This is a genomic window from Lactococcus sp. FSL K6-0773, assembly GCF_038006485.1.
Taxonomy (GTDB): Bacteria; Bacillota; Bacilli; order Lactobacillales; family Streptococcaceae; genus Lactococcus; species Lactococcus lactis.
This window is the reverse complement of the sequence record NZ_JBBOVF010000001.1, coordinates 1,317,742-1,338,682: the sequence shown is the minus strand read 5'-3', so window position 1 is coordinate 1,338,682 and position 20,941 is coordinate 1,317,742. Positions and strand designations below refer to the sequence as shown.

General features: G+C 33.9%; 24 protein-coding genes and 1 tRNA gene. 19 read left to right on the top strand and 6 right to left on the bottom strand.

Annotation, left to right across the window (positions count from 1 at the left end):
* Window positions 1–306 precede the first annotated feature (306 nt).
* The 10 genes from MHB61_RS06410 (at window position 307) to MHB61_RS06365 (ending at window position 6,598) form a co-directional block, all read left to right on the top strand.
* Window positions 307–891: a hypothetical protein gene (locus tag MHB61_RS06410; protein WP_010905413.1), complete on the top strand. Its 585-nt coding sequence runs from the start codon at window positions 307–309 to the stop codon at window positions 889–891.
* 176 nt (window positions 892–1,067) lie between these two features.
* Window positions 1,068–1,253 (top strand): hypothetical protein, encoded by a 186-nt coding sequence (locus MHB61_RS06405; RefSeq protein WP_063283421.1) that lies wholly within the window; start codon window positions 1,068–1,070, stop codon window positions 1,251–1,253.
* 25 nt (window positions 1,254–1,278) lie between these two features.
* A complete protein-coding gene (locus tag MHB61_RS06400) occupies window positions 1,279–1,899 on the top strand; it encodes a hypothetical protein (protein WP_137016345.1) in 621 nt (206 codons plus the stop codon).
* A complete protein-coding gene (locus MHB61_RS06395; RefSeq protein ID WP_137016343.1) occupies window positions 1,896–2,486 on the top strand; it encodes an HK97 family phage prohead protease in 591 nt (196 codons plus the stop codon). The genes MHB61_RS06400 and MHB61_RS06395 overlap by 4 nt, the downstream gene beginning before the upstream one ends.
* A gap of 213 nt (window positions 2,487–2,699) precedes the next feature.
* The gene (locus MHB61_RS06390; protein WP_003131981.1) at window positions 2,700–3,029 is read left to right on the top strand and encodes a hypothetical protein; all 330 of its coding nucleotides are present in this window, start codon (window positions 2,700–2,702) and stop codon (window positions 3,027–3,029) included.
* A 102-nt stretch (window positions 3,030–3,131) separates the two neighbouring features.
* Window positions 3,132–3,482: a sigma factor-like helix-turn-helix DNA-binding protein gene (locus MHB61_RS06385; protein ID WP_063283419.1), complete on the top strand. Its 351-nt coding sequence runs from the start codon at window positions 3,132–3,134 to the stop codon at window positions 3,480–3,482.
* Window positions 3,483–4,193: 711 nt separating this feature from the next.
* A complete protein-coding gene (locus MHB61_RS06380; RefSeq protein ID WP_058221429.1) occupies window positions 4,194–4,373 on the top strand; it encodes a hypothetical protein in 180 nt (59 codons plus the stop codon).
* 117 nt (window positions 4,374–4,490) lie between these two features.
* Entirely contained in the window at window positions 4,491–5,171 is a 681-nt protein-coding gene (locus MHB61_RS06375) for a hypothetical protein (protein ID WP_058221430.1), read from the top strand.
* A 10-nt stretch (window positions 5,172–5,181) separates the two neighbouring features.
* Entirely contained in the window at window positions 5,182–5,835 is a 654-nt protein-coding gene (locus tag MHB61_RS06370; RefSeq protein ID WP_021215908.1) for a hypothetical protein, read from the top strand.
* A 702-nt stretch (window positions 5,836–6,537) separates the two neighbouring features.
* Window positions 6,538–6,598 (top strand) — tRNA-OTHER (locus MHB61_RS06365).
* 251 nt (window positions 6,599–6,849) lie between these two features.
* On the opposite strand, the gene MHB61_RS06360 is transcribed toward MHB61_RS06365, so the two are convergent.
* Window positions 6,850–7,347 (bottom strand): GNAT family N-acetyltransferase, encoded by a 498-nt coding sequence (locus MHB61_RS06360; RefSeq protein ID WP_003131761.1) that lies wholly within the window; start codon window positions 7,345–7,347, stop codon window positions 6,850–6,852.
* 146 nt (window positions 7,348–7,493) lie between these two features.
* On the opposite strand from MHB61_RS06360, the gene MHB61_RS06355 reads away from it, so the two are divergent.
* The 8 genes from MHB61_RS06355 to MHB61_RS06320 all read left to right on the top strand — a co-directional run bounded on the left by MHB61_RS06355 (window position 7,494) and on the right by MHB61_RS06320 (window position 13,341).
* Window positions 7,494–8,003 (top strand): methylated-DNA--[protein]-cysteine S-methyltransferase, encoded by a 510-nt coding sequence (locus tag MHB61_RS06355; RefSeq protein WP_003131760.1) that lies wholly within the window; start codon window positions 7,494–7,496, stop codon window positions 8,001–8,003.
* A gap of 13 nt (window positions 8,004–8,016) precedes the next feature.
* On the top strand, window positions 8,017–8,577 hold the full coding sequence (locus tag MHB61_RS06350) for a bifunctional transcriptional activator/DNA repair enzyme AdaA (RefSeq protein ID WP_003131759.1): 561 nt from the start codon (window positions 8,017–8,019) through the stop codon (window positions 8,575–8,577).
* A 93-nt stretch (window positions 8,578–8,670) separates the two neighbouring features.
* Window positions 8,671–9,480, top strand: coding sequence for an ABC transporter ATP-binding protein (locus MHB61_RS06345; protein WP_010905426.1), 810 nt, complete (start codon window positions 8,671–8,673; stop codon window positions 9,478–9,480).
* Window positions 9,477–10,202 carry an ABC transporter permease gene (locus MHB61_RS06340; protein WP_003131757.1) on the top strand — a complete coding sequence of 242 codons (726 nt, stop codon included), beginning with the start codon at window positions 9,477–9,479 and terminating at the stop codon, window positions 10,200–10,202. Before MHB61_RS06345 ends, MHB61_RS06340 begins: the two co-directional genes overlap by 4 nt.
* Before the next feature lie 62 nt (window positions 10,203–10,264).
* On the top strand, window positions 10,265–10,723 hold the full coding sequence (locus MHB61_RS06335; RefSeq protein ID WP_003131756.1) for a LytTR family DNA-binding domain-containing protein: 459 nt from the start codon (window positions 10,265–10,267) through the stop codon (window positions 10,721–10,723).
* Window positions 10,720–11,097: a hypothetical protein gene (locus MHB61_RS06330; protein WP_003131755.1), complete on the top strand. Its 378-nt coding sequence runs from the start codon at window positions 10,720–10,722 to the stop codon at window positions 11,095–11,097. The genes MHB61_RS06335 and MHB61_RS06330 overlap by 4 nt, the downstream gene beginning before the upstream one ends.
* Window positions 11,098–11,210: 113 nt before the next feature.
* Window positions 11,211–12,356 (top strand): cysteine desulfurase family protein, encoded by a 1,146-nt coding sequence (locus MHB61_RS06325; protein WP_137015772.1) that lies wholly within the window; start codon window positions 11,211–11,213, stop codon window positions 12,354–12,356.
* Window positions 12,357–12,462: 106 nt separating this feature from the next.
* Window positions 12,463–13,341 carry a C40 family peptidase gene (locus MHB61_RS06320; protein WP_010905430.1) on the top strand — a complete coding sequence of 293 codons (879 nt, stop codon included), beginning with the start codon at window positions 12,463–12,465 and terminating at the stop codon, window positions 13,339–13,341.
* A 56-nt stretch (window positions 13,342–13,397) separates the two neighbouring features.
* Here the strand turns inward: MHB61_RS06320 and MHB61_RS06315 are convergent, their stop codons facing one another.
* Both MHB61_RS06315 and cysK read right to left on the bottom strand, forming a co-directional pair.
* The gene (locus tag MHB61_RS06315; protein WP_003131751.1) at window positions 13,398–15,047 is read right to left on the bottom strand and encodes a peptide ABC transporter substrate-binding protein; all 1,650 of its coding nucleotides are present in this window, start codon (window positions 15,045–15,047) and stop codon (window positions 13,398–13,400) included.
* Window positions 15,048–15,257: 210 nt separating this feature from the next.
* Window positions 15,258–16,190, bottom strand: a complete 933-nt coding sequence (gene cysK, locus MHB61_RS06310; protein ID WP_003131750.1) for a cysteine synthase A — start codon at window positions 16,188–16,190, stop codon at window positions 15,258–15,260.
* Window positions 16,191–16,407: 217 nt separating this feature from the next.
* Here cysK and MHB61_RS06305 point away from each other — a divergent pair, with 217 nt between their 5' ends.
* Window positions 16,408–17,493, top strand: a complete 1,086-nt coding sequence (locus tag MHB61_RS06305) for a LysM peptidoglycan-binding domain-containing protein (RefSeq protein ID WP_137015774.1) — start codon at window positions 16,408–16,410, stop codon at window positions 17,491–17,493.
* 38 nt (window positions 17,494–17,531) lie between these two features.
* On the opposite strand, the gene MHB61_RS06300 is transcribed toward MHB61_RS06305, so the two are convergent.
* The 3 genes from MHB61_RS06300 to recU all read right to left on the bottom strand — a co-directional run bounded on the left by MHB61_RS06300 (window position 17,532) and on the right by recU (window position 20,868).
* Window positions 17,532–18,164 carry an MBL fold metallo-hydrolase gene (locus tag MHB61_RS06300; RefSeq protein ID WP_003131748.1) on the bottom strand — a complete coding sequence of 211 codons (633 nt, stop codon included), beginning with the start codon at window positions 18,162–18,164 and terminating at the stop codon, window positions 17,532–17,534.
* Window positions 18,165–20,159 (bottom strand): transglycosylase domain-containing protein, encoded by a 1,995-nt coding sequence (locus MHB61_RS06295; protein ID WP_003131747.1) that lies wholly within the window; start codon window positions 20,157–20,159, stop codon window positions 18,165–18,167.
* Between the two features lie 67 nt (window positions 20,160–20,226).
* On the bottom strand, window positions 20,227–20,868 hold the full coding sequence (recU, locus tag MHB61_RS06290) for a Holliday junction resolvase RecU (protein ID WP_003131746.1): 642 nt from the start codon (window positions 20,866–20,868) through the stop codon (window positions 20,227–20,229).
* Window positions 20,869–20,941: the final 73 nt, after the last annotated feature.

Here is a 20,941-nt window from a genome sequence, read left to right as displayed (position 1 = left end):
GCAAATTAAATGCCCCTAAAATTAAAATGCCCCCCGTAAATGCCCCCTTCGAAACCCCTTATTATATAAGGGTTTCGATATACTAAGGGGCATTAGGGCATTTATATCTTAGTAAAATAATAGTTAGTGTTAATTATAAAAAGGGCTTGCTTATCACGGACACATAGTAAAGTTTTCAAAGTAAATGCCCCCTTTGGAAATACCGCTTTCAAAACTTGTCAAGCGTTGGTACTATTGAGCTTTTCAGGGGGCATTTATTAATGCCCCCATGAAATCAAATGCCCCCTAAAAAATAGGAGAAAAAACATGAATAACAGTTACCCCAAATCATGGTCAAGAATCATGACTCAAACGATCGCAGAGTTAAATAAAAAAAAGAATCTGACTCGGCTAGATTTAAAACGTGGAGCATTAGCCCTTGTAAAAGGCTTGAATGTTCGAAATAAGAAAATCAATGCGGAAAGTGAAGCAAATTATATCAAAGCGGTTTGGGATAATTTCCAGCTTTATGAAATGGCTTTGTCAGTCATTGGAATGCTTACGCCTAAAGAAGTCATTGAAACATTCCCAATTTACAAAAGATATGATGGTCATAAATACGAGACAAAAGATTACTTTAGTGTACAAAAATCTTTAGCAGCGTATGACCTCAATCAGCCCATCAATACAGTGGATGATAAAGCTTTTGAATTTCTTTGGGATTATGACAACGATGATTTAGTAGAGTTCGCGGTAGACTTCATGGGAGCTATGAGTCATATTAATCGCCTTGAGAAAGGTAAAGATTTATTTTCTCAATTCTTAGAGGAAACGCAGGGGATAAAATCTCGTGTGATTGAAATTAACGGGATTGAAGTCATTACTTTTGATAATGATGATGAATTAGATTAAATAAAAAAAGTTGCCCAAAAAGAAAGGAAAGATTATGCGAGCGAGGTCTCCAACAAAATCAGTTGTTTTAACTCATTTATAAAAAGCGCAATTAACGTAATGAACAAAAGGAGTTACAGGTTTTATCTGTAGTTCCGATTATAATATATATTTACCATTAGAAAATAGAGGATAAAATGGCGAAAGATAAAACAAAAAAATTAGAAATCCCAGTCGCTGAAAACGAGAGAAATAAAGCAGTTGAAAATCTTCTCTCATTAAAAGAATACTTTGATAACCAACTTCAATCAGACCAAGAAACTTATCAAGCGATCGCGACATTAGGCGATAAGTTGGGCGTTCTGTGGAATGCCGATAAGTAATAAATAACGAAAATGGAGAAATAACATGCAAGTAAAATATATTGAAGAAGCAAAAAACAAACTCGAAAAACAAGCTAAACCACTCACTCAAAAAGTGGATAAAACGAATCAATTAATTTCTGAATTAAAAAACAAAATTGAAAAAATGGAAAACCATTCTCAAAATGATGATATTGATGAATCACTCAAAGCCTTATCTGAATTGAATAACGCTAAGCAATTACTAGAGACATTAGAAAAACGGCTGACGGAGGAACAGAAAGAGCTTGATGTTTTCTGGAGTTCTCAAGAAGTTGATGATACTATCGGAGAAGCATTAAGCCGAGCAGATAATTTAAGTAACATTCAACAAGATTTATTAAAAAGTACCTTATCTAAAGATACGAAGAAAAAACTAAAGGAATATAACAAGGAAGTTGATGACCAACGTTATCGCCTTCAGGAATCAGGAAATTACTTACTAGAAAAATCAAATGTTTATTCTCGAGGCCCATTATATAAGTTAATTGCTCAAAAAAACGGAAGTCACAAAAATAACTGGTTCTTTGGAATTGTTAGATTAATGGCAAGCCAATATGAAAAAGAATTAATGGCATTCCTAAAATCTGAAAAAATCATGACTGATTTAGATTATGGGATTAAATGACTAAAAAAACAGAAATTAATTTTGGGATTGATAGCAAACTAGAAATCAGAGACGCAAATAAAAAAGAGGGATTCATTGGACAAATTGCAGGGTATGCCATTGTATTTAATAAGCCAAGTGTACCTAATGCGCCTTTTATTGAATATATCGCACCGACAGCGCTCAATAATGTCGATTTAAGCGATGTATTAGCTTTATATAATCATGATTATGCCAATGTGTTAGGCAGAGTTGAGGCAGGAACATTGAAGTTAAGCATTGATAAAATTGGCTTACATTTTGTTTTGGATATGCCAGATACAACAGTTGGCCATGATGTTTATAACAATATTAAGGCTGGAAACCTTAAAGGCATGAGCTTCGGTTTTGTCGTGGCAGACCGTGGCGATTCATGGCAACAGGGATCAAGTAAACCTATCCGAACAATCAACCAACTTGAAACATTAGGCGAAATAAGCGTAGTAAGTAAACCAGCTTATGATGATACTTCTATTAATGTCACTCGTTCTATCAAACAATTTGAAGACGAGCGTACACGAAAGTATAAAGAAAAAGTAAGAGCTTATCTTGACGGATTAAGTGATTAGATTATAATAAAAAAACCTAGTCTTTATTGGCTAGGTATTTATTGTTAATGTCATAAAAAGCGAAAGTGACACCGTACTTCGGTAACATGTTACCGTTAGCGGTAACAATTTTATAAGCGTGGTTAAGCCATTTGTGGGACTTTGATACCGTGGTACCGTACTTTTCCTACTTCGCTAGGAATTTATAATATAGCATGAAAGGATATAAAATAGATGGTTAGATATTATTGGGGGAGACCTCAAGATGTTGTAAGGTGGTATCTTAGAGGAACACTATACCTAAGCGCTCAAAGCAGAAAGTCATATATTGAAAAGACTGGCGCTGATCTAGGCAACTTACCAAGACTTCTAAAACTATTAGATAATCTTGATGAGTTATTTGATTCAGTCGATACTGATAGCATAGCTGTATTATGCTTGAGGTATGTAGAGCTATTAAGTATCGCAGAGACTACAAAACGCACAGGACTATTAGCTTATCAGATTACAGCTAAGACAGGTAAAGTCATGAAGAAAGCTAAGGAAATTATATCTAAAGCATGATATAATAGAACTATCATAAGTCCCAGAGATGGGCAGTGGTATAATAAGTTCAGGAAAGTATCTCTAATTGTGGGGGTGCTTTTTTGTTTGGAGGATTATATTATGAATGAACTAGAGTTTAATATCAGATTATATCTCACGGGTACAATGAAGTCATGGACGGATAGGATAGACAGCACACACCAACTCACACCACAACGCTTTATATTCAACGCAATGACAGAGCTGTTTGATTCATTGAGTGATGATGACCTAGAGTTAATCAGACTTAGATACATGGAACGCTTAACACTCTCAGAAGTTGCGAGTCGTTATCTGTTACACGAACATACTATTAGAAACCACACGAACCCAACCATTAAGCAAGTGAAAAAGATTATAAAACAAGGTAATGAACTTTCAATAAAACAAAAAAGCCCGTTAATTTTCACGGACAAATATAAAGAAAAGTAGTAATAATTTACCTAACCCTATTATATCATTTTTTCTCTATAATTTTTAGATACCCCCCCCGTCATCTCTTTTAGGAATACCGTATACCAATGGTGGCTCCCTGATCAAAAAAGTGATTTTTTAAAATTTTTGCATAGGGGGGGTACAATCGGTAAATGGCATGGTTAAGGGATTTTTTGGTAATAGTTTCCCCTTTTTAGCCTTTTTTTAGAGTTTTTAGCCTATTTCCTCCTTTCTACTACATAACTTTTAGGGGTAAATTATCCTTGTAATCGTTGTGGTTGAGCGATTTCGTTTCAGAAAAAAAGTTTTCAAAAATCACTTTTTTTGAAAGGAAGCCACCATTGGTATACGGTATTCCTAAAACAAATAGGGGCGGGGGTATTCATTTTTTAATATTTTTTTTACGTTTTTATAAAAAAAGTTTTCAAAATTGGTCTGTGATGCAAGAAAACAGTATATGTGTGCTCTCTTAAGTCTTATTTATTGGCAATTATTGGAAAAAAGGAGAAAGAAATAAAATATGTTGTAAGAATATACTCTAACGTGGAGGTACTTTCTTTTATTCATAAAATTTAGGATTACTACTTACGGTCATGATAAATGAATGCAGATAAATTATAAAATTAACTTCTGACTTTGGTCACTACTTTTTTTATTTTTCAGAATATGATATACTTTTTAATAAAACTAAAAAATGGTGGTAGTAATATGAAATTTGAAGGAACTTGGTTTGTTGTTATTATACTAAGTATTGAGGTTTTTGCTTTCGGAGCATTTGAGCAGTCTGATCAAATTCTTTTGATAGGGGGAATTTCTTTTATATTATCTATACTATTTGAAGCTTCTATTTTGATTAGACACTTTATTCAAAAGCAAACTAAAACATAACCCCGCTTCGGCGGGTGTTTTTTTTGACAATTTTAAAAAATAGTAGTAAAATAATTTGGTTTTACAATATTTTAAATGGTATAATATCAATAAGTAGATAGAGAGTGAGGTATAATTATGTTCGATGTGATAGGTAATTTTGTGAACGTCATAGGATTATTATCGATAATTTATGCAATACTCCAATGGCTCTATTTTCACAAGGTCAAATTTTATATTTCATTAAATAAAATATTTTCATTTAAGAAAGATGTTAACTTTGAAATATCAGGTTTTTTTAACTTTGATAAAGTTGAACAATTAGGCATCACAACGCTATTCGATGAAACCAAAAAACATTATAGAAATAATGTAAAGAAGATTAGTCAGACAAAACAAAAAATTGTTTTTCAGATGGATTCAATGATTGTGAGCATAATTCGCCATAATATTAACGAAATTGATGAGTACGAGTACGAAATTTTTATAAGTGTACCTAACTCATCGTATAAATCTGCAATTAAAAATATTAATACCCTAGATAGATTATTTGATGATTTAAATAACAGATTTAGAATGGAAGATAAAAAATTTACATTTAAATCGGATTATTCAAAAAAGAATCCTTTTCTAAATCCTAGTGTTACAAAAATTGGGGTAGATAAAATAAAATCATTTATTATGGTTATTTCAGCCGCATCATTAGAAAAAAATGCTTTTGATGATAACGATATAAGAGTTGGGTTGAATTCTATGAGTTATGTAGATACAAAATTTAGCGATATAAGAGTTATTGCTGAATTAATATTAACGATGTAAAAGGGGAATTATGCAGTCTGTATCAGTTTATGGGGTAGATGGAAGTTTAACTTTTGATAATACAAAAATTGCGGACTTTACCAAAATAGAAGAAAAAGTTGTCAGTGATCACAACGAGGAATTGTCTTTTCAATTATTTAAAAATGAAGTTATCGGAACATATACTAGATGTCGCATAGTTATGGATGAAGTAATTCCTTTGAGAGCTAGAGTATTTGGGCAAGATACAACGGAAGTCATCGTAAATGTAGAATATGATATACTAATCGCTAATGATACTGGTAAGCTAATTATTTTAGCAAATAAAAAAAGTTGTGATAAAATTTCTGATTATATATCTGAAGAATTTGGTATAAATTACCAAAAGATAGCTTACAATTTACCACGAATTATTGAGGACTCTACGGATGTTAAAAAAGCTCAATTTCGTAAAGTGAGAATTGAAACAATCCATGGAAGTAGTATCACAGGAACACGGGTGACAGACACCAATGTGTTTAAAGATTTCGATGATGCTGGTGAATTAAGCAATATTGCGGTAGTATACGCTGTTGATGGTGAAGAGGTTAGTTTTTCAATATCTGATATTGGATCAATTGTTATTTTTTCAACAATTAATGAAATACAAAATATAATAAGTTTAATTAGTTTACTTCCAGAGTAACTAAAATTCTCGCCCTCCGGGGCGTTTTTCTTTGTTCTCGTTAAGAAGTTTGTTATAATTAAACTTCTAACACTGATCCCCCTTAATTGGGGGTCTTTTTTGTTAACAAATGTTACTGTTTTTCTTAAGATAAATTAGTATAATATCCTTATCGTAAATGCTATTCCAAATACAGGTACAAATAACTAAGTATTTCTGGAGAGATAAAGCGCTCTTTTCCAAAGCGAGGGCGCTTTTTTCTTGACAACGGAAATGGAAAGTTATATAATTTTTACATCCCAAAAAATACTTTTTTAATAAATTCATTCCTTAGCGTCCCTCTCCTAACTGGGGCGCTTTTTTTATGCTATAATATAGTCGGGATGTTTGTGAGATTTCATCTCCTTTCTAGAGTCAAGCCATTCTTCGGAGTGGCTTTTTTCAAATAAAAAAGCTCTAGCTGGATGACTTCAAGGAGTCCAACTAGAGGATAATGAGTGTTAGTACAAATTCAGAAAAAGTTTACTATATACAAAACATAAGAGGTACTAACAATTTAAATATTAACAATTTTTCAGACAATTGTCAATTATTTATAGTAGTTTGTTATAATAGTTTTAGTGGATGAGAAAAACATTCAATTACACACACTTGATAATCTGCAGTTCCATCCATACAGATCTTATATAATAACCAAGATAAGTGCTACAGATTATCATACTAGGTTCTTTAGCTCAGTTGGAAGCTAACCGTTCGGTCGCTGGTTCGAGTCCAGCAAGAACCATAAATAAAAAGGGGCACAAAAGGGGCATAAGTCTTAAACTTCTATGTGAATATTACATTTTTTTGAAAATGTTCTAAATCTATTAAGGCTTATGTATCAACGTTTTAGGATACTTTGTGAAAATCAAATATATTTATATCAGAAAGACGCAGTTAAATAATTATAGCTATTAAGCATTAAACACCGTAATTTTACGGTGTTTTTTTCTTGTCTGTCATTAAAATAAAAAACATATCCCGGGATATGCTTTTTTAGATTTCCTTTGTAAAAAAAGATTCAGTGATAATTTCCCCTAAATTTTCTTCCTTAACAATTCCTGTGTCAGAAAAACCAAGTTTCTTGTAAAAGTGAATGGCATTTTCATTGCTACTTAGTACCCACAGACCAACTTTTGGATAATTCTTTGTTGAAAGTTTTTCTAAGGCGAATTCAAGCATTTTTCGACCTATTTTATGTTTTTTATAGGAGTCGAGTAAGTATATGCCATGAATTTCACCAAAGTTTTCTTCAAAAGAATTATTCCGAAGAGGGCCCCAGCCGCAAAAACCAATAATTTTGCCTTCAACAATGGCAACCACTGTATTTGAACAAAGATTATTTTTAAAAATATTAATGCTTGATTCAAGCGTTCTGTTTTTTAAGAAACTTTCTGGGAGAAGTCCAGTGTATGTTTCTAACCAGGCTTTATAGTGAACAAAAGCAATTTGCTCATAATCATCTGGGAGTGCTTTTCTTAGTATTACTTTCATTGTCAGACCCTTAATCTTTTTTTATATTATATCATTTATCAAGAATGATATTCAAAAAAATGAAAAAGCCAAATAGTGATGTTTTCTGCCTTATTTTTTTGTTATACTATTGAATATAAAAAAGTCGGAACGAAGAGGAGGGAAAAATGTTAACTAAAAAAAACTATCAGTCACCTTTAGGAGAAATAACGCTTTTAAGTGATGAAACTTATTTATTAGGAGTGTGGTTTAAAGAGCAAAAATACTTTGCGGCCAATTATGATTTAAATCAGGCAAAAGAGGATAAGAGTCTTCCAATTATTAATGCTATAGATTGGTTGGACGCTTATTTTAAAGGAGAAAACCCTGATTTTAAAAAAATAAAATTGAAACCAGAAGTAACGGAATTTAGAAAAAAAGTACTCAAAATATTAAGTGATGTCCCCTATGGTAGTCTAATTACTTATAAAGAAATATCAAATCTCCTTCAGGTTAATGAAGAGAAAAAAAGAAATATGTCACAGGCGGTTGGTGGAGCAGTTGGACATAATCCACTTTCAATCATTATCCCTTGTCACCGAGTTGTGGGGACCGATGGTTCCATGACAGGATACGCTGGTGGACTAGAGAAGAAAAAAGCTCTTTTGACACTTGAGCAAGCACATTTAAAAAAATAATTGGAGTTTTCATTTGGAAATTACTGACGAAACTTGGGAAATCATTAAAAATAATGATAAAAACTTTGATAATAAGTTATGGTATGGCGTAGCAACGACCAAAATATTTTGTCGTCCTTCCTGCGTCTCTAGACTACCAAAAAGAGAGAATGTAAGTATTTTTCAAGCAGCTGAGCAAGCCTTAGAAGAAGGTTATCGTCCTTGCAAAAGATGTCGACCAATGGATAAAATTATACCAAATGAGGTTTGGGTAGAAGAGATTGATTTACTTTTAAAAAATCATTATGATGAGGACTTAAGTCTTGAGGAGCTTGGACAAAGACTTCATGGTTCTTCGTCTTATCTTCGCCATATTTATAAAAAAATAAAAGGGCTAACTCCACAGCAAGAACTAACAAGAATAAGACTTGAGCAAGCAAGAATACGATTGCTTAAAGGAAATGAAGCAATCTCTGAAATTGCGCGTGACGTTGGAATGATGAATACTCCTTATTTTATAAAATCTTTTAAAAAGCGCTATGGACTTGCTCCCAATCAATACCGTAAAGCTTATAATATAAATTCCAAAAAATAGGAGAAAAAACTCTTATTTTTTTATCCCTAAAATTGCTTAATTTATCCCAGACTTTTGGTCAGTACTTTTGATAGATTGAGTTAAAATAGCAATATGAAAATAAAAAATATAAAAAAATCCTATGGTAACAATCAAGTGCTAAATGATATCAGTTTTGAATTAAAAGCTGGCGATAAGGTTGCTTTATTAGGTAATAACGGTGCGGGAAAATCAACATTAATGAATATTATTAATGGAAATGTCAAGGCTTCTTCAGGAAAAATTGAATATGGCAAAATGAAACCGACTTCCAATAATACTGGTTATATCATGCAAAATATGACCTTACCTCCTGATGCTTTAGTCAGTGAAGTTTTAGCTTTGTTTTCAAATGATGAACAATCTAAAGAATATGGCTTAAAACTGGTCAAAGAATTTAAAATGGAATCCTATTTAAGGCAAAGATTTTCAAATTTATCTGGTGGTCAAAAACAAAAACTCTTTTTAGTATCTGCACTACAAAATAGTCCTGAATATTTCTTTTTGGATGAAATTACAACGGGTCTTGACAGTGAGAGCAGAGGAGAGCTTTTTAAATTTTTATCTTCAAATTTGAAAGTAAAAAATTCAACTTTACTTTTGGTAACCCATTATTTAGAAGAAGCATTGCAATTATGCGACCGATTTATCATTCTTAAAGATGGAAAAATTATTGCAGATTTACAAAAATCAGATTTAATTCAAGAAGAATTTTCTTTTGTTGAATTTTTAGTAGAAGTTCCAGAATTTGAAGCCTATAAACTAAAAGAAAAACAGTACAAATTACCAAAGGAATTGGCTGAACAAGCCATCATTAAATTCAATAAAGAACTTGTTTTATATCAAAAGACTTACCGTATCAACTTGGAGGAACTATTATCATGAAATTTCTAAAATATTTTACATTTGAACTACGTTTACGCTATCGGAATCCTTCACAAATTTTCTTTGTATTTATCTTTCCCTTATTTTTAATGTTTGCTTTTTCATCAAGTTTTGGAAAAAGCATACCACATTATATTGAAAATAATATTGCATCAATATTATTATACAGTGTTCTATCAGCTAGTTTGACTTCACTGTCAGTACAAATTGCTGACCATCAGTCTGGAAAAATTTACCAATTATTTGTCCAAAGAGGAATAAAAAAATTATTTTATATTATTGCACAAATTGTTAGTTTTATGATTATTATCTTTTGCTCAACGCTTGTTATTCTAGTAGTTGCTCATTATGCTTATGATTATGAGTTTCCTAAGTTGAGTTTATTAATTCTTTTTTATCTAAAACTTTATTTATATTCAATTCCATTTTGTTTATTAGCAATGATTATTGGACTTCTTGCTAAAAACACGGCAACAGCAAGTGCGATTGCTATGCCTCTGATGTTTCTTTCCTTCTTCTTTTCAGGAATGATGATTCCGTTAGCACAACTTTCAGGAGGAATTCGTAAGATTGCTGACAATTTTTTCCTCACTCAGTTACTTTCTGATTTAAACCATACATTAACTTCCAACTATACAGTCGTTCCAAATTGGTCAAGAATATCTTTAAGTGTCGGATTGATTTGTCTCTTAGCCCTATTAGTTTATCGAAGGAAGGCCTAAATACTTTAGCTTTTGTCAGTTAAATAATTGTTTAAGTGAGTATTTATTTATATAATGAAAAAGTGAAATTAAAAAAACAAATTGACCCTAATATAGAAGAAGCGGAAATTGTCATTGTTGCTCGAAGGCAAGAAGAATTTTCGGCTATTGTAAAAGAATATCATTTAGAAGATTTGTCTTCTATAGATAACGAAAAACTCTATTTGGCAACAAATAAAGGTTTTGAGATTGTTAATATCAGAGAAATTTTATATTTAAAATCAGAAAAAAATTATCTAGATTTCCATATGACGGATGGAGTGATAAGAGTAAGATCTCCTCTCTATTTTTATGAGAAAAAATTGGCTTTGAATTTTATTAAAATATCAAGAAATACTCTGGTTAATTTTGAACAAATAAGGCGCTTGGAAACAGACTTTGTTTACGGAGTATTGCTTTATCTCGGAGATGAAAAGTTGCCTGTCAGTCGTAGATACTTGGCAAATATCAACAAGAAGTTAGAAGAAGGAGCTAAAAAATGAAATATGTAATTTCGGGACTCAAAGGTGCCTTCATTGCTATAGTATGTGGAGTCTTGCTTACTTTGTATTTTGGTGGAGAAATTGATTTTGAATCAATGACTCTAATTCTTGTTTATGGTTTTGTTCAGGGGGCCATGTCTAAAGTGATAGATGAATATGTCACAATTGCCTTGCTTGAATTTGTTAGTCAAGCTTTAGCAAGTTATTTGCTGGCTTGGGGTTACTTATTAGTTAATACTTGGCTTTTTGATAGCTCGTGGCAACATCATATTTGGAGTTTTACTATTACTTGGTTGCTCATTTTTATTTTGGTATATCTTTATTCAATCGTCAGAAATCGGAAAATTGTCAAAAGATTTAATAGACAGAAATAGCGAATGTCAAAAGTTTTTTATGGTAATTTAATCATCATTCTTATATTTTAGTCAAACTTTTCGGTATTTTTTGTGTTAAAATAAGATTGATTTTTAAATATTAAGGATAAAAAATGATATATTTTGATAATTCTGCTACGACAGCAGTTAATCCAATGGTTTTACGAACTTATACAGATGTTGCAACAAAAATTATGGGAAATCCGTCAAGTCTACATGGTTTGGGGACAACAGCGACGAGATTATTAGAGGCTTCAAGACGACAAATTGCTGAACTGTTGGGAGTCGATTCAAAAGAAATATTTTTTACAAGTGGAGGGACTGAAGGAGATAATTGGATTTTAAAGGGTGTCGCTTTTGAAAAGCGTCCTTATGGTAATCACATCATTGTTTCTAATGTAGAGCATCCAGCTGTAAAAAATACAGCAGAATGGTTAAAAACGCAAGGTTTTGAAGTTGATTTTGCACCTGTTGATGGGGATGGTTTTGTTATTGTTTCTGAGCTTGAAAAATTGATTAGAGATGAAACGATTTTGATTTCAATTATGGCAGTCAATAATGAGGTTGGAACCATTCAACCGATTGGCGAAATTTCTGACCTACTTGCTGATAAGCCAACAATTTCTTTTCATGTAGATGCAGTACAGGCCATTGGTAAAATTCCATTAGAGGCTTGGTTGACAGAGCGGGTAGATTTCGCGGTTTTATCTGCTCATAAATTTCATGGGCCACGTGGTGTGGGAATTGTTGTTGCAAAAAAAGGGAAAAGACTGACTCCGCTTTTACATGGGGGAGGTCAAGAGCATAATTGGCGTTCGACTACAGAAAATTTAGCTGGAATTGCTGCGACTTCTAAAGCCCTTCGTTTAGCTTTAGATGATGATGACTTTAAACGTCAAAAAGTACGAGCAATGAAGCAGGTGATTTTAGAAGAGTTAGAAAAGCATCGAAAAGTTCATGTTTTTAGTAAAGTGGAGAATTTTGCTCCTAACATTTTGACCTTTGGGATTCGTGGGGTTAGAGGTGAGGTCGTTGTTCACGCTTTTGAACAACATGAAATCTATATTTCGACAACCTCAGCTTGTTCTTCAAAGAAAAATGCGGCGGCTGGAACTTTAGTTGCGATGAATGTCCCTTCAAAATTAGCAACAAGTGCGGTCAGGATTTCTCTTGATTCAACAAATAATATGGCTGAAGTTGAACAATTTTTGACTGTTTTTCGACAAATTTATCAAGAATTAGAAAAAGTAAGTGGTTAAATATTTTATAAAAGTGATTTGAAGATAATTTCAAACCACTTTTCTTATCCAAATCTTAAATTGTTCTTATTAAGTTATCATTAAACTTGGAGTGGTATAACTAGATATGGAAAAAAGAACAAGAGATTATAAAAAAAATGGCTCTAAAAAAATGAGTAAACAAGGGAAAGTACTTATTCTAGCTTTATTAGCATTTCTAATTTTCTTTGTTGGCTTTAAAATATATCATAGTAAAGATGTTCAGGCTTCAACGATTAAATTGGTTAATAAATCAAATGAGACTTATGCTTACTCTGGGTCAAAAAAATTAACGGGTCTTCAAAAAATTAATGGGAATAATTATTATTTTGATTCAACAACAGGTGTGATGAAGACAGGTTTGATGACTTTGGATGGTGGAACGGTTTATTTCAGTCCACAAACGGGGAAAATGGTTTATGGATTACAAAAAATTAATGGTTATTATTACTATTTTACAAAAAAGACGGGTAAAGATGATGTGGTTAAAGCTTATGAAGCGGTGGCCAGCCAATTGAAATCTGATAATTCAGTGATTGAAAAAACAATTTCATCAGGAATGAAACTGGTTGGGAAAAGTCCATATGTTTATGGTGGAGGGCGTACTGATGATTCGGTAGCTGCCAATGAATTTGATTGTTCGAGTTTTATTGCTCAAATGTTCCGGTTAGGCGGTCAATCTTTGGTTTATCAATTTGCGGCTTCAACCTCCTTGCTAGCTCAAACTGGCGAGGCTGAAGATTGGTCAGATAAGGCGCGTGGTGATTTATTAATTACAGCTGACGATGCAAGTGAGGATGAGCAACATGCGGCTATCTATCTTGGCGGAGGATTTATTCTACATGACTCAACAAGTACTAATGGAGTGAGCATTAGTCGTTTAAATCAGGTCATCAATAAGAAAGTTTTAGGAACAATGACTTGGGGACAACTTTTTGAGCCAGGACATGTTCGTCGTGAAGTTTAAAATTTACTGACAGAATAAAAAAATTACTGACAAAAATCTGTCAGTAAATTTTTTTATTATTTAGCGATTTCAGCATGACGTAAATCAAAAATCATGGCTGAATTATAAGTTGAAATTCCTTTAAGTTTTGGATTTAATAATAAAGAAACAGATTCAGTGGCTAATGGATTGACATTAGCGGCCTCATATAGTGCATTCTCAGCATCTTTATAATGAGCATAACGTTTATCAGCTGACAGAACGTCAGGAGCTGTAGTCGCTGCTTGATAGGCTTTATCAAAGTTAGGGTTTTTGACTAATCCATGATTCATTGTACTTCCTGATACAAAATTCATCAAGAAATCAGAGGGTTCATTGTAATCTGCACCCCAACTTGTCAGCAGAATTTGAAAATTATTATTTTGAGCATCTTTTTGACGTTGAGCTGAAGAAACGAGTTTCTCATTAATGGTTAAACCTGGTAAATCTTTTTCGAGATTGCCTTTAAGATAGTCAACCGCTGCCTTGGCAAAGGAATTGTCATTTGCTCCTTCAAGTTCAAGAGTAATTGATGTTTTTCCTAATTCTTTTAGACCTTCTTTAAAAAGTTCAGCGGCTTTTGTGGCATCATATTTATAAGGTTGGGCAGCGTAAGTTGCGAAATCTTCTCCATTTGGTGCTTGATCTAATTTTTTAGGAGTCACAGTATTCGTAATTGAAAAACTTGGCGCCGCAATTTCTAACAAGTTTTTTCTATTTGTTGCTAAGTTTAAAGCTTGACGAATTTTTAAGTTTGAAAGTTCGGGAACTTTACCAGATTGATTGTATTCTAAAACATCAATTCTTGGTGAAGTTAGTGCTTTATAATCTTTATTTTTCTTATTTGCAGAAACTAATTCCGGAGTGGCCAAATTAGCGACATCAAGTTTTCCAGATTTGAAAAGATTAACAGCGGTGTTAGGATTATTTACAATTTGATAAGTTGCTCCAGAAAGCTTAACATTTTTGGCGTCATAGAATTGATCATTTTTTACAATTGAAAAAGTTTCATTTGAACCAGTCCAATTATTTTTTCCTTTGACAAATTTGAAAGCACCATTATAAAGACTGGTGTCTGAACTTGTTCCATATTTATTTCCCATTTTTTTAACGAAAGCTTCATTGACAGGATAATAAGCTGGAAGTGTCAGCAATTTATTGAAGTAAGGAGTAGGTGTTGCTAAAGTGATGACTAATTTCGTATCAGATTCAGCTTTAATTCCAAGGGTATCAACTGGTTTTTTGCCAGTCATTATTTCGCTGGCATTAGCAACAGGTGTTAAGGCATATGCGTATTGTGAACCAGTTTTTGGGTCAACGGTTCTTTGCCAACCATAAACAAAATCAGCAGCTCTTAATTTAGCACCGTTTGACCACTTTAAACCGTCACGCAAAGTTACATTATAAGTTTTGCCATCTTTTGAAATGTCAATTGATTTTGCCAAATCGTTGACAACTTGCGCTTTGGGATTCCAACGGACAAGTCCAGCATCAACATTGAGAAGAACATCAATGGAATTGACGTCAGCAGCCATGCTAGTGTCAAGGGTTAAAATATTGCTTGCAAAGCTGTATTTGGCTTCCTGAGCGGAATCTTCAGATTTACTGACAGAATTTCCACAGGCTGTCAGTAAAAGGGCAGCAGAAAGTGAAAATGCAGAGAAAGCAAAAATTTTTGATTTATTCATGAAATTGTTTTTTCCTTATTAAAATTTTCCAAGAGCAAAGCGCTCCCAAAATAACTTTACCCTAAAATAGTGAAATATAAAAATATGTTGTTTGGATTTTAGATAAAAAATACTGACAGGAAAATCAGAAAATTTTGTCAACCTTTTTAGCTGATTTATCTTCTCAAATTTCTGTCAGTAACTTTTTTACTTTCTGTCAGTGAAAATTATTTATTTTTCAGACTCAAAATCATAAAGAGCCGTTGATAAGTAGCGTTCTCCATTATCAGGAGCAATCGCTAACACTTTTTTACCCTTACCTAATTTTTTAGCTACTTCAAGGGCAGCATAAATGGCTGCGCCCGAAGAAATTCCAACTAAAAATCCTTCTTTTCCTCCAAGATGACGAGCCGTTAAAATGGCATCATCTCCTTTGACCCGAATGATTTCATCATAAGATTTAGTGTCAAGATTCCCAGGAATAAAACCAGCAGAAATACCTTGGATTTTATGTGGGCCAGCAGCCTCACCCGAGAGAATAGCAGATTCATCAGCTTCGACAACATAAGTTTTGATAGTTGGATTTGCTTTTTTGAGGGCATGCGAAACTCCTGTTATCGTTCCACCAGTCCCTGCACCTGCCACAAAGGCATCAAGTCCAGTTGGCCCAAAAGCATCAATAATCTCAGCTCCTGTTGTTTTTTCATGAATTTCAGGATTTGCGGGATTTTCAAATTGCATGGCAAGAAAATAACCTTCTGTTTCTGAGAGTTCTTTTGCCTTAGCAATTGCTGCTTTCATTCCACCACTAGCGGGTGTTAAAACTAATTGAGCCCCGTAAGCTTGAATCAATTTGCGACGTTCAAGTGAGAATGACTCTGGCATGACAATGACAACTTTGTAACCCAAAGCAGAGCCAACGAAGGCGAGTCCAATTCCTGTATTTCCAGAAGTCGGTTCAACGATTGTTCCACCAGGTTTTAAACGTCCATCGGCCTCAGCCGCCCGAATCATTGCAAGGGCAATCCGATCTTTCACAGAACCACCAGGATTGAAAGCTTCAAGTTTGACATAGACATCAGCACTCTCTGCTGGAACATGTTGAAGTTTAACAATTGGAGTTTGTCCGATTAATTCAGTAATGTTATCATAAATTTTAGTCATTTTTTCGCTCCTTTTACTTTATTATAGCTCAAATAAAAAGATTTGCCTCCTAATATTATAATCATGGCTCTAAAAAAAATTTATGATGTGAAATTTAAAAAATAATAAAGAAAAGACTTTACAAATCGCCAGAAAATTTTTATACTAGTAAGTAACAATAAAAATACAATTGGCATATTTTAGTCAAAAAATTATCTAATATTAAAGAGGAGACTCGATGAAACAGAAACATAAATTAGCGCTTGGTGCGTCAATTGTTGCTTTGGCAAGTCTTGGTGGGATTAAAGCACAAGCTTCATTTGTTCAAGAAATTATTAACGCTGCGGTACCAGTGGCAAATGACTACGGACTTTATCCATCAGTAATGATTGCCCAAGGGATTTTAGAATCAAGTGGTGGACAAAGTGCCTTAGCAAGCAATTATAATAATATTTTTGGAGTTAAATACACTTCTGGTACACCTGTTTATCTACCAACACAAGAGTATTTGAATGGAACAATGACAAATGTTGTTGAACCCTTCCAAGCTTATAGCTCAGTTTATGACGCATGTGTTGCCCAAGCTAAAATGTTACGTGCTTCATCATATTATTCTGGGGCTTGGCGTGAAAATACAAGTTCTTACTTAGATGCGACAGCTTGGCTTGAAGGACGTTATGCCACGGATCCAACTTATGCTTCTAAATTGAATAGCGTGATTTCTGAACTTGGTTTAAGTGTTTATGACCAAGGAGGAGAAATATCAGGAGGAACTGCTGTTACAACTAGTTCATCAGCCTCAACAAATTCAGCTGGCACATACAAAGTACAAGAGGGTGATTCATTATCAGCAATCGCTGCTCAATATGGTACAACTGTTGATGCACTTGTGTCAGCAAATAGTTTAGAAAATGCGAACGATATTCATGTAGGAGAAGTTTTGCAAGTTGCTGGTGCTAGCACAACTACAACAAGTACCAATACAACTTCCAATGTATCGTCAAGTTCTACTTATACCGTCAAATCAGGAGATAGTTTATATTCGATTGCGGAACAATATGGAATGACTGTTTCATCACTGATGTCAGCCAATGGAATTTATGATGTTAATTCAATGCTTCAAGTAGGACAAGTATTGCAAGTAACTGTAAGTACTAGTGCAACAACTTCAAACACAACGACTTCAAACAGTTGTACAATTCAAAATGGTGACAGCATTTATTCAATTGCCACAGCAAATGGTATGACAGCTGACCAATTAGCAGCCCTCAATGGATTTGGAATTAATGACATGATTCATCCAGGACAAACAATTAGAATCTAAATAAAAAAGTTACTGACAATAGAATCAGTAACTTTTTTTTATTGGAAAAAAGGATTATTTTGTTTTTCAGTACCAATACTTGTTTTGGGACCATGACCAGGAAAGACTTGAGTATTTTCATCAAGTGTGAAGAGCTGCTCACGAATTGATTTTAAAAGTTGCGCTTGATTTCCAGTAGGTAAATCCCAGCGTCCTATAGCATTCTTAAAAAGTGCGTCTCCACTAAATACAAAAGACTCATTTTCCAATTTAAAAAGCAGACTTACTCCACCAATAGAATGTCCCGGCGTTTCGAGCACTTGAAACTTGAAAGCATCAATATCGTAAAACTGATTAATTTCATAAAAATAATCAGCTTCAGGGCCAGTCACAGCAGTTCCTAGGAAAAAGAATGATGCATTTAATTTAGGATTTTTCATCCATTCTTTTTCAGCTGAATGAAGATAAATAGGAACATCAGGAAAATGTTTCCTTAGTTCATTCAGCCCTATAATGTGGTCGAAATGAGCGTGTGTCAGTAAAATAGCGGAGATTGTTTTGTCAGTAATTTTAAGACGTTCAAGAAGTGCTGACGAATCACTTCCAGGATCAATAATGAGATGTGAAGTAGAATTGCTCAGGAGATATGTATTCTCCTGAGCAATTTTATTAACAATTTTTTCAATTTTCATTTAACTACCATTAGCGGAGGATTGACTTATTGTTTGACCAGAACTATCTGTTTTAACAAGAGCAGTTCCTTCTTGACTAACACCCTCAGGCATTGTCCATGTCGCAACAGATGAAGGATCAGGAGTAAGTTGAGTCATCATAGATGAGAAAACTTTGGTTGCAATCTGAGTACTTGTACCATAAATTGGCGTCATTCGATTTGAATAACCGGTCCAAACAGCCATTGAATACTGAGGAGTATAACCAACAAAGTTTTCGTCTGGAGAAACCATACCTGGAAGGGAACCGTATTTCTCAGTGATTTGATCCATTTCACTATCTGTATAGTTAGATGTACCAGTTTTACCAGCGGCTGCTAAGCCGGGAACAGCAGCGTAAGAACCAACAGATTCAGAAAGTGGCAATGTTAAAACACTTTGAAGAATATTGGTCATGATATAAGCGGTTGAGGCTTGCATTGCTCGTGAGCGGTCCGGTTTGTATTCAACTGTACGACCATCGGGGAAGACAACTTTGGAAACATAATAAGGTTTAGTGTAAATCCCACCATTTGAGAAGGCAGCATAAGCAGCAGCCATTTTTTCAGAACTTGCTCCACCATTTTTAGAGTTACTAGAGATGGCATTAGAGTATTCCAGAGGATCTAAAGTAATTCCTAGACCATTAACAAATTTGCTAGAATTATCTAGTCCAACATTGATTAAAGTTTTAACAGCTGGGATGTTACGTGAAAGTGCTAAGGCACTTTTGACAGTCATTGAACCAAAATAAGTATTATCCCAGTTTTTTAAAGGCGTTCCATTTGGATAAGTAGTTGGGGAATCGGAAACATAATTATTAGTTGAAGTATAAATATTATTTTCAAAAGCTGGACCGTAGTCGACAATTGGCTTCATGGTCGAACCCCAATCTCGGTCTGTTTGCACGGCTTGGTTAAAGCCAAAAGTAACATTGCTTGGTTGATTACGACCACCAATTTGTGCAATTACAGCACCTGTTTTGACATCAGTAACAGTTGAAGCAACTTGCATTGTATCATCTGGATAAGTGATATAGTTGCCAGTGTTAACAATATTATATAGATTTTGTTGGGCTGTTGTATCAAGAGTAGTATAAATTTTAGCTCCCTCAGTCAAAATATCATCTCCAGCCAAAGTTTTAGCTTGAGCAATTGCCTGTTTGAGGAAATTATCAGCATAACTTGGAATAGTTACACTTTGTTTTAAAGGTTGAAGTCCATCATCAATTGGGGTAGCCAGTGCTTTCTTTTCTTCTTCAGCTGTAATTTTATCGTAACGACGCATTGCACGGATAACCATATCACGGCGCCATTTAGCAGAAGTAGGGTTAGTATATGGATTATAAGTATTAGGAGCTTGAGGCATTCCAGCAAGTAGGGCAAGTTGAGCGATTGAAAGCTGAGTTAAATCTTTGCCATAATAGGCTTGGGAAGCAGTTCCCATTCCATAATAACCATTTGCCATATTAACCTTATTAACATAAGCTGTAAAAATTTGCTCCTTGGTCCATTTTTGGTCTAATTTTAAGGCCATCCAAGCTTCTTGAATTTTAACACTCAAAGTTTGGTCTGATTCATCGGTTGAGAAGAATGAAAGCTTAATGAGCTGCATATCAAGTGTAGAACCACCGTTTAAAGAACCACCTTTTAAATTATTAACAAAAGCTCCAGCAATCCGAATGGGGTCAATTCCACGAGTATTGAAGAAACGATGGTCTTCAATAGAAGTAACCGCATTAACCAACATTACTGGAATATTATCAGTTTTAACCAGATTTCTTTGTTCAGCTCCTAAAGTTGCCACCACTTTTTCGCTAGAGTCATAAACTTTAGTAGAAGGTTTAGATTCAAGTTTGTCCAAAGTGAGTGCAGGTGCATCCTTAGCATAATAAACGAAAACGGCGCCCCCAGCGGCTAAGGCTAGGATAATTAAAGAAAAGAAAGCAATTAAAAATAATTTTACTGCCGTCCACATTTTAGATTTGGCGGAACCGCGTTTCGTACGTTTTTTTTGTTTATTTTTCTTAGATTTAGTAGAAATTTTACTGTACCTCACAAAGTTTATTCACAATTTCTAGATAAGGAATTCTAGGAATGTGGTTCGTTTCAATTTTATAGCCATTTTCGCGAATATGAGAAAGCGGAATTGACTTTAAACCGCCTTTTTCGTAATAAAAAGTAATCAAACACGAAGATGGAAGAAGATATGTTTCATTTAACCTTGCAAAGTGCAAGAGGACAAAAGCAATTCCCCCTTGAGCGAGAACATTACTCATGTGAACAATTTGATGCTCATGGAAATTTTTTAGAGGGAAAACAGTTTTTTGCTGTGTTTCCTTTGCTTCAAAGTCGATGTAGTGACCTTTATAGACTCCAGAGTAGTCAGTAGTAGATGCTTGCCTGAAGTAAGCTTCTGTAATTTTTGCACGACTCCTTTGTGGATAATCTACTTTAACGATTTGAATTGGTGTTGGCTTTTTGTGAATAACTGCAAGTCCACGAGAAAGATAATACTCATTTGTTGCATTAATTTCAGCTTCAAAATTCATTCCCCGCTTCCCGAAGGCAACCATCCCTTTGGTTTTTGAGGTGCTTTTTTTAGTTACTGACAGCTCTGTCAGTGATTTTTTTTTCTTAGGAACAGTGCTGTAAGCTCGCGACCTTCCATTAGGATAATTAACCATTCTGTTTTCTACCTTTATAAAATTCTCAGTTAGTTATATAATGTCTATTATAACATAAATTTTACAAGGGGAA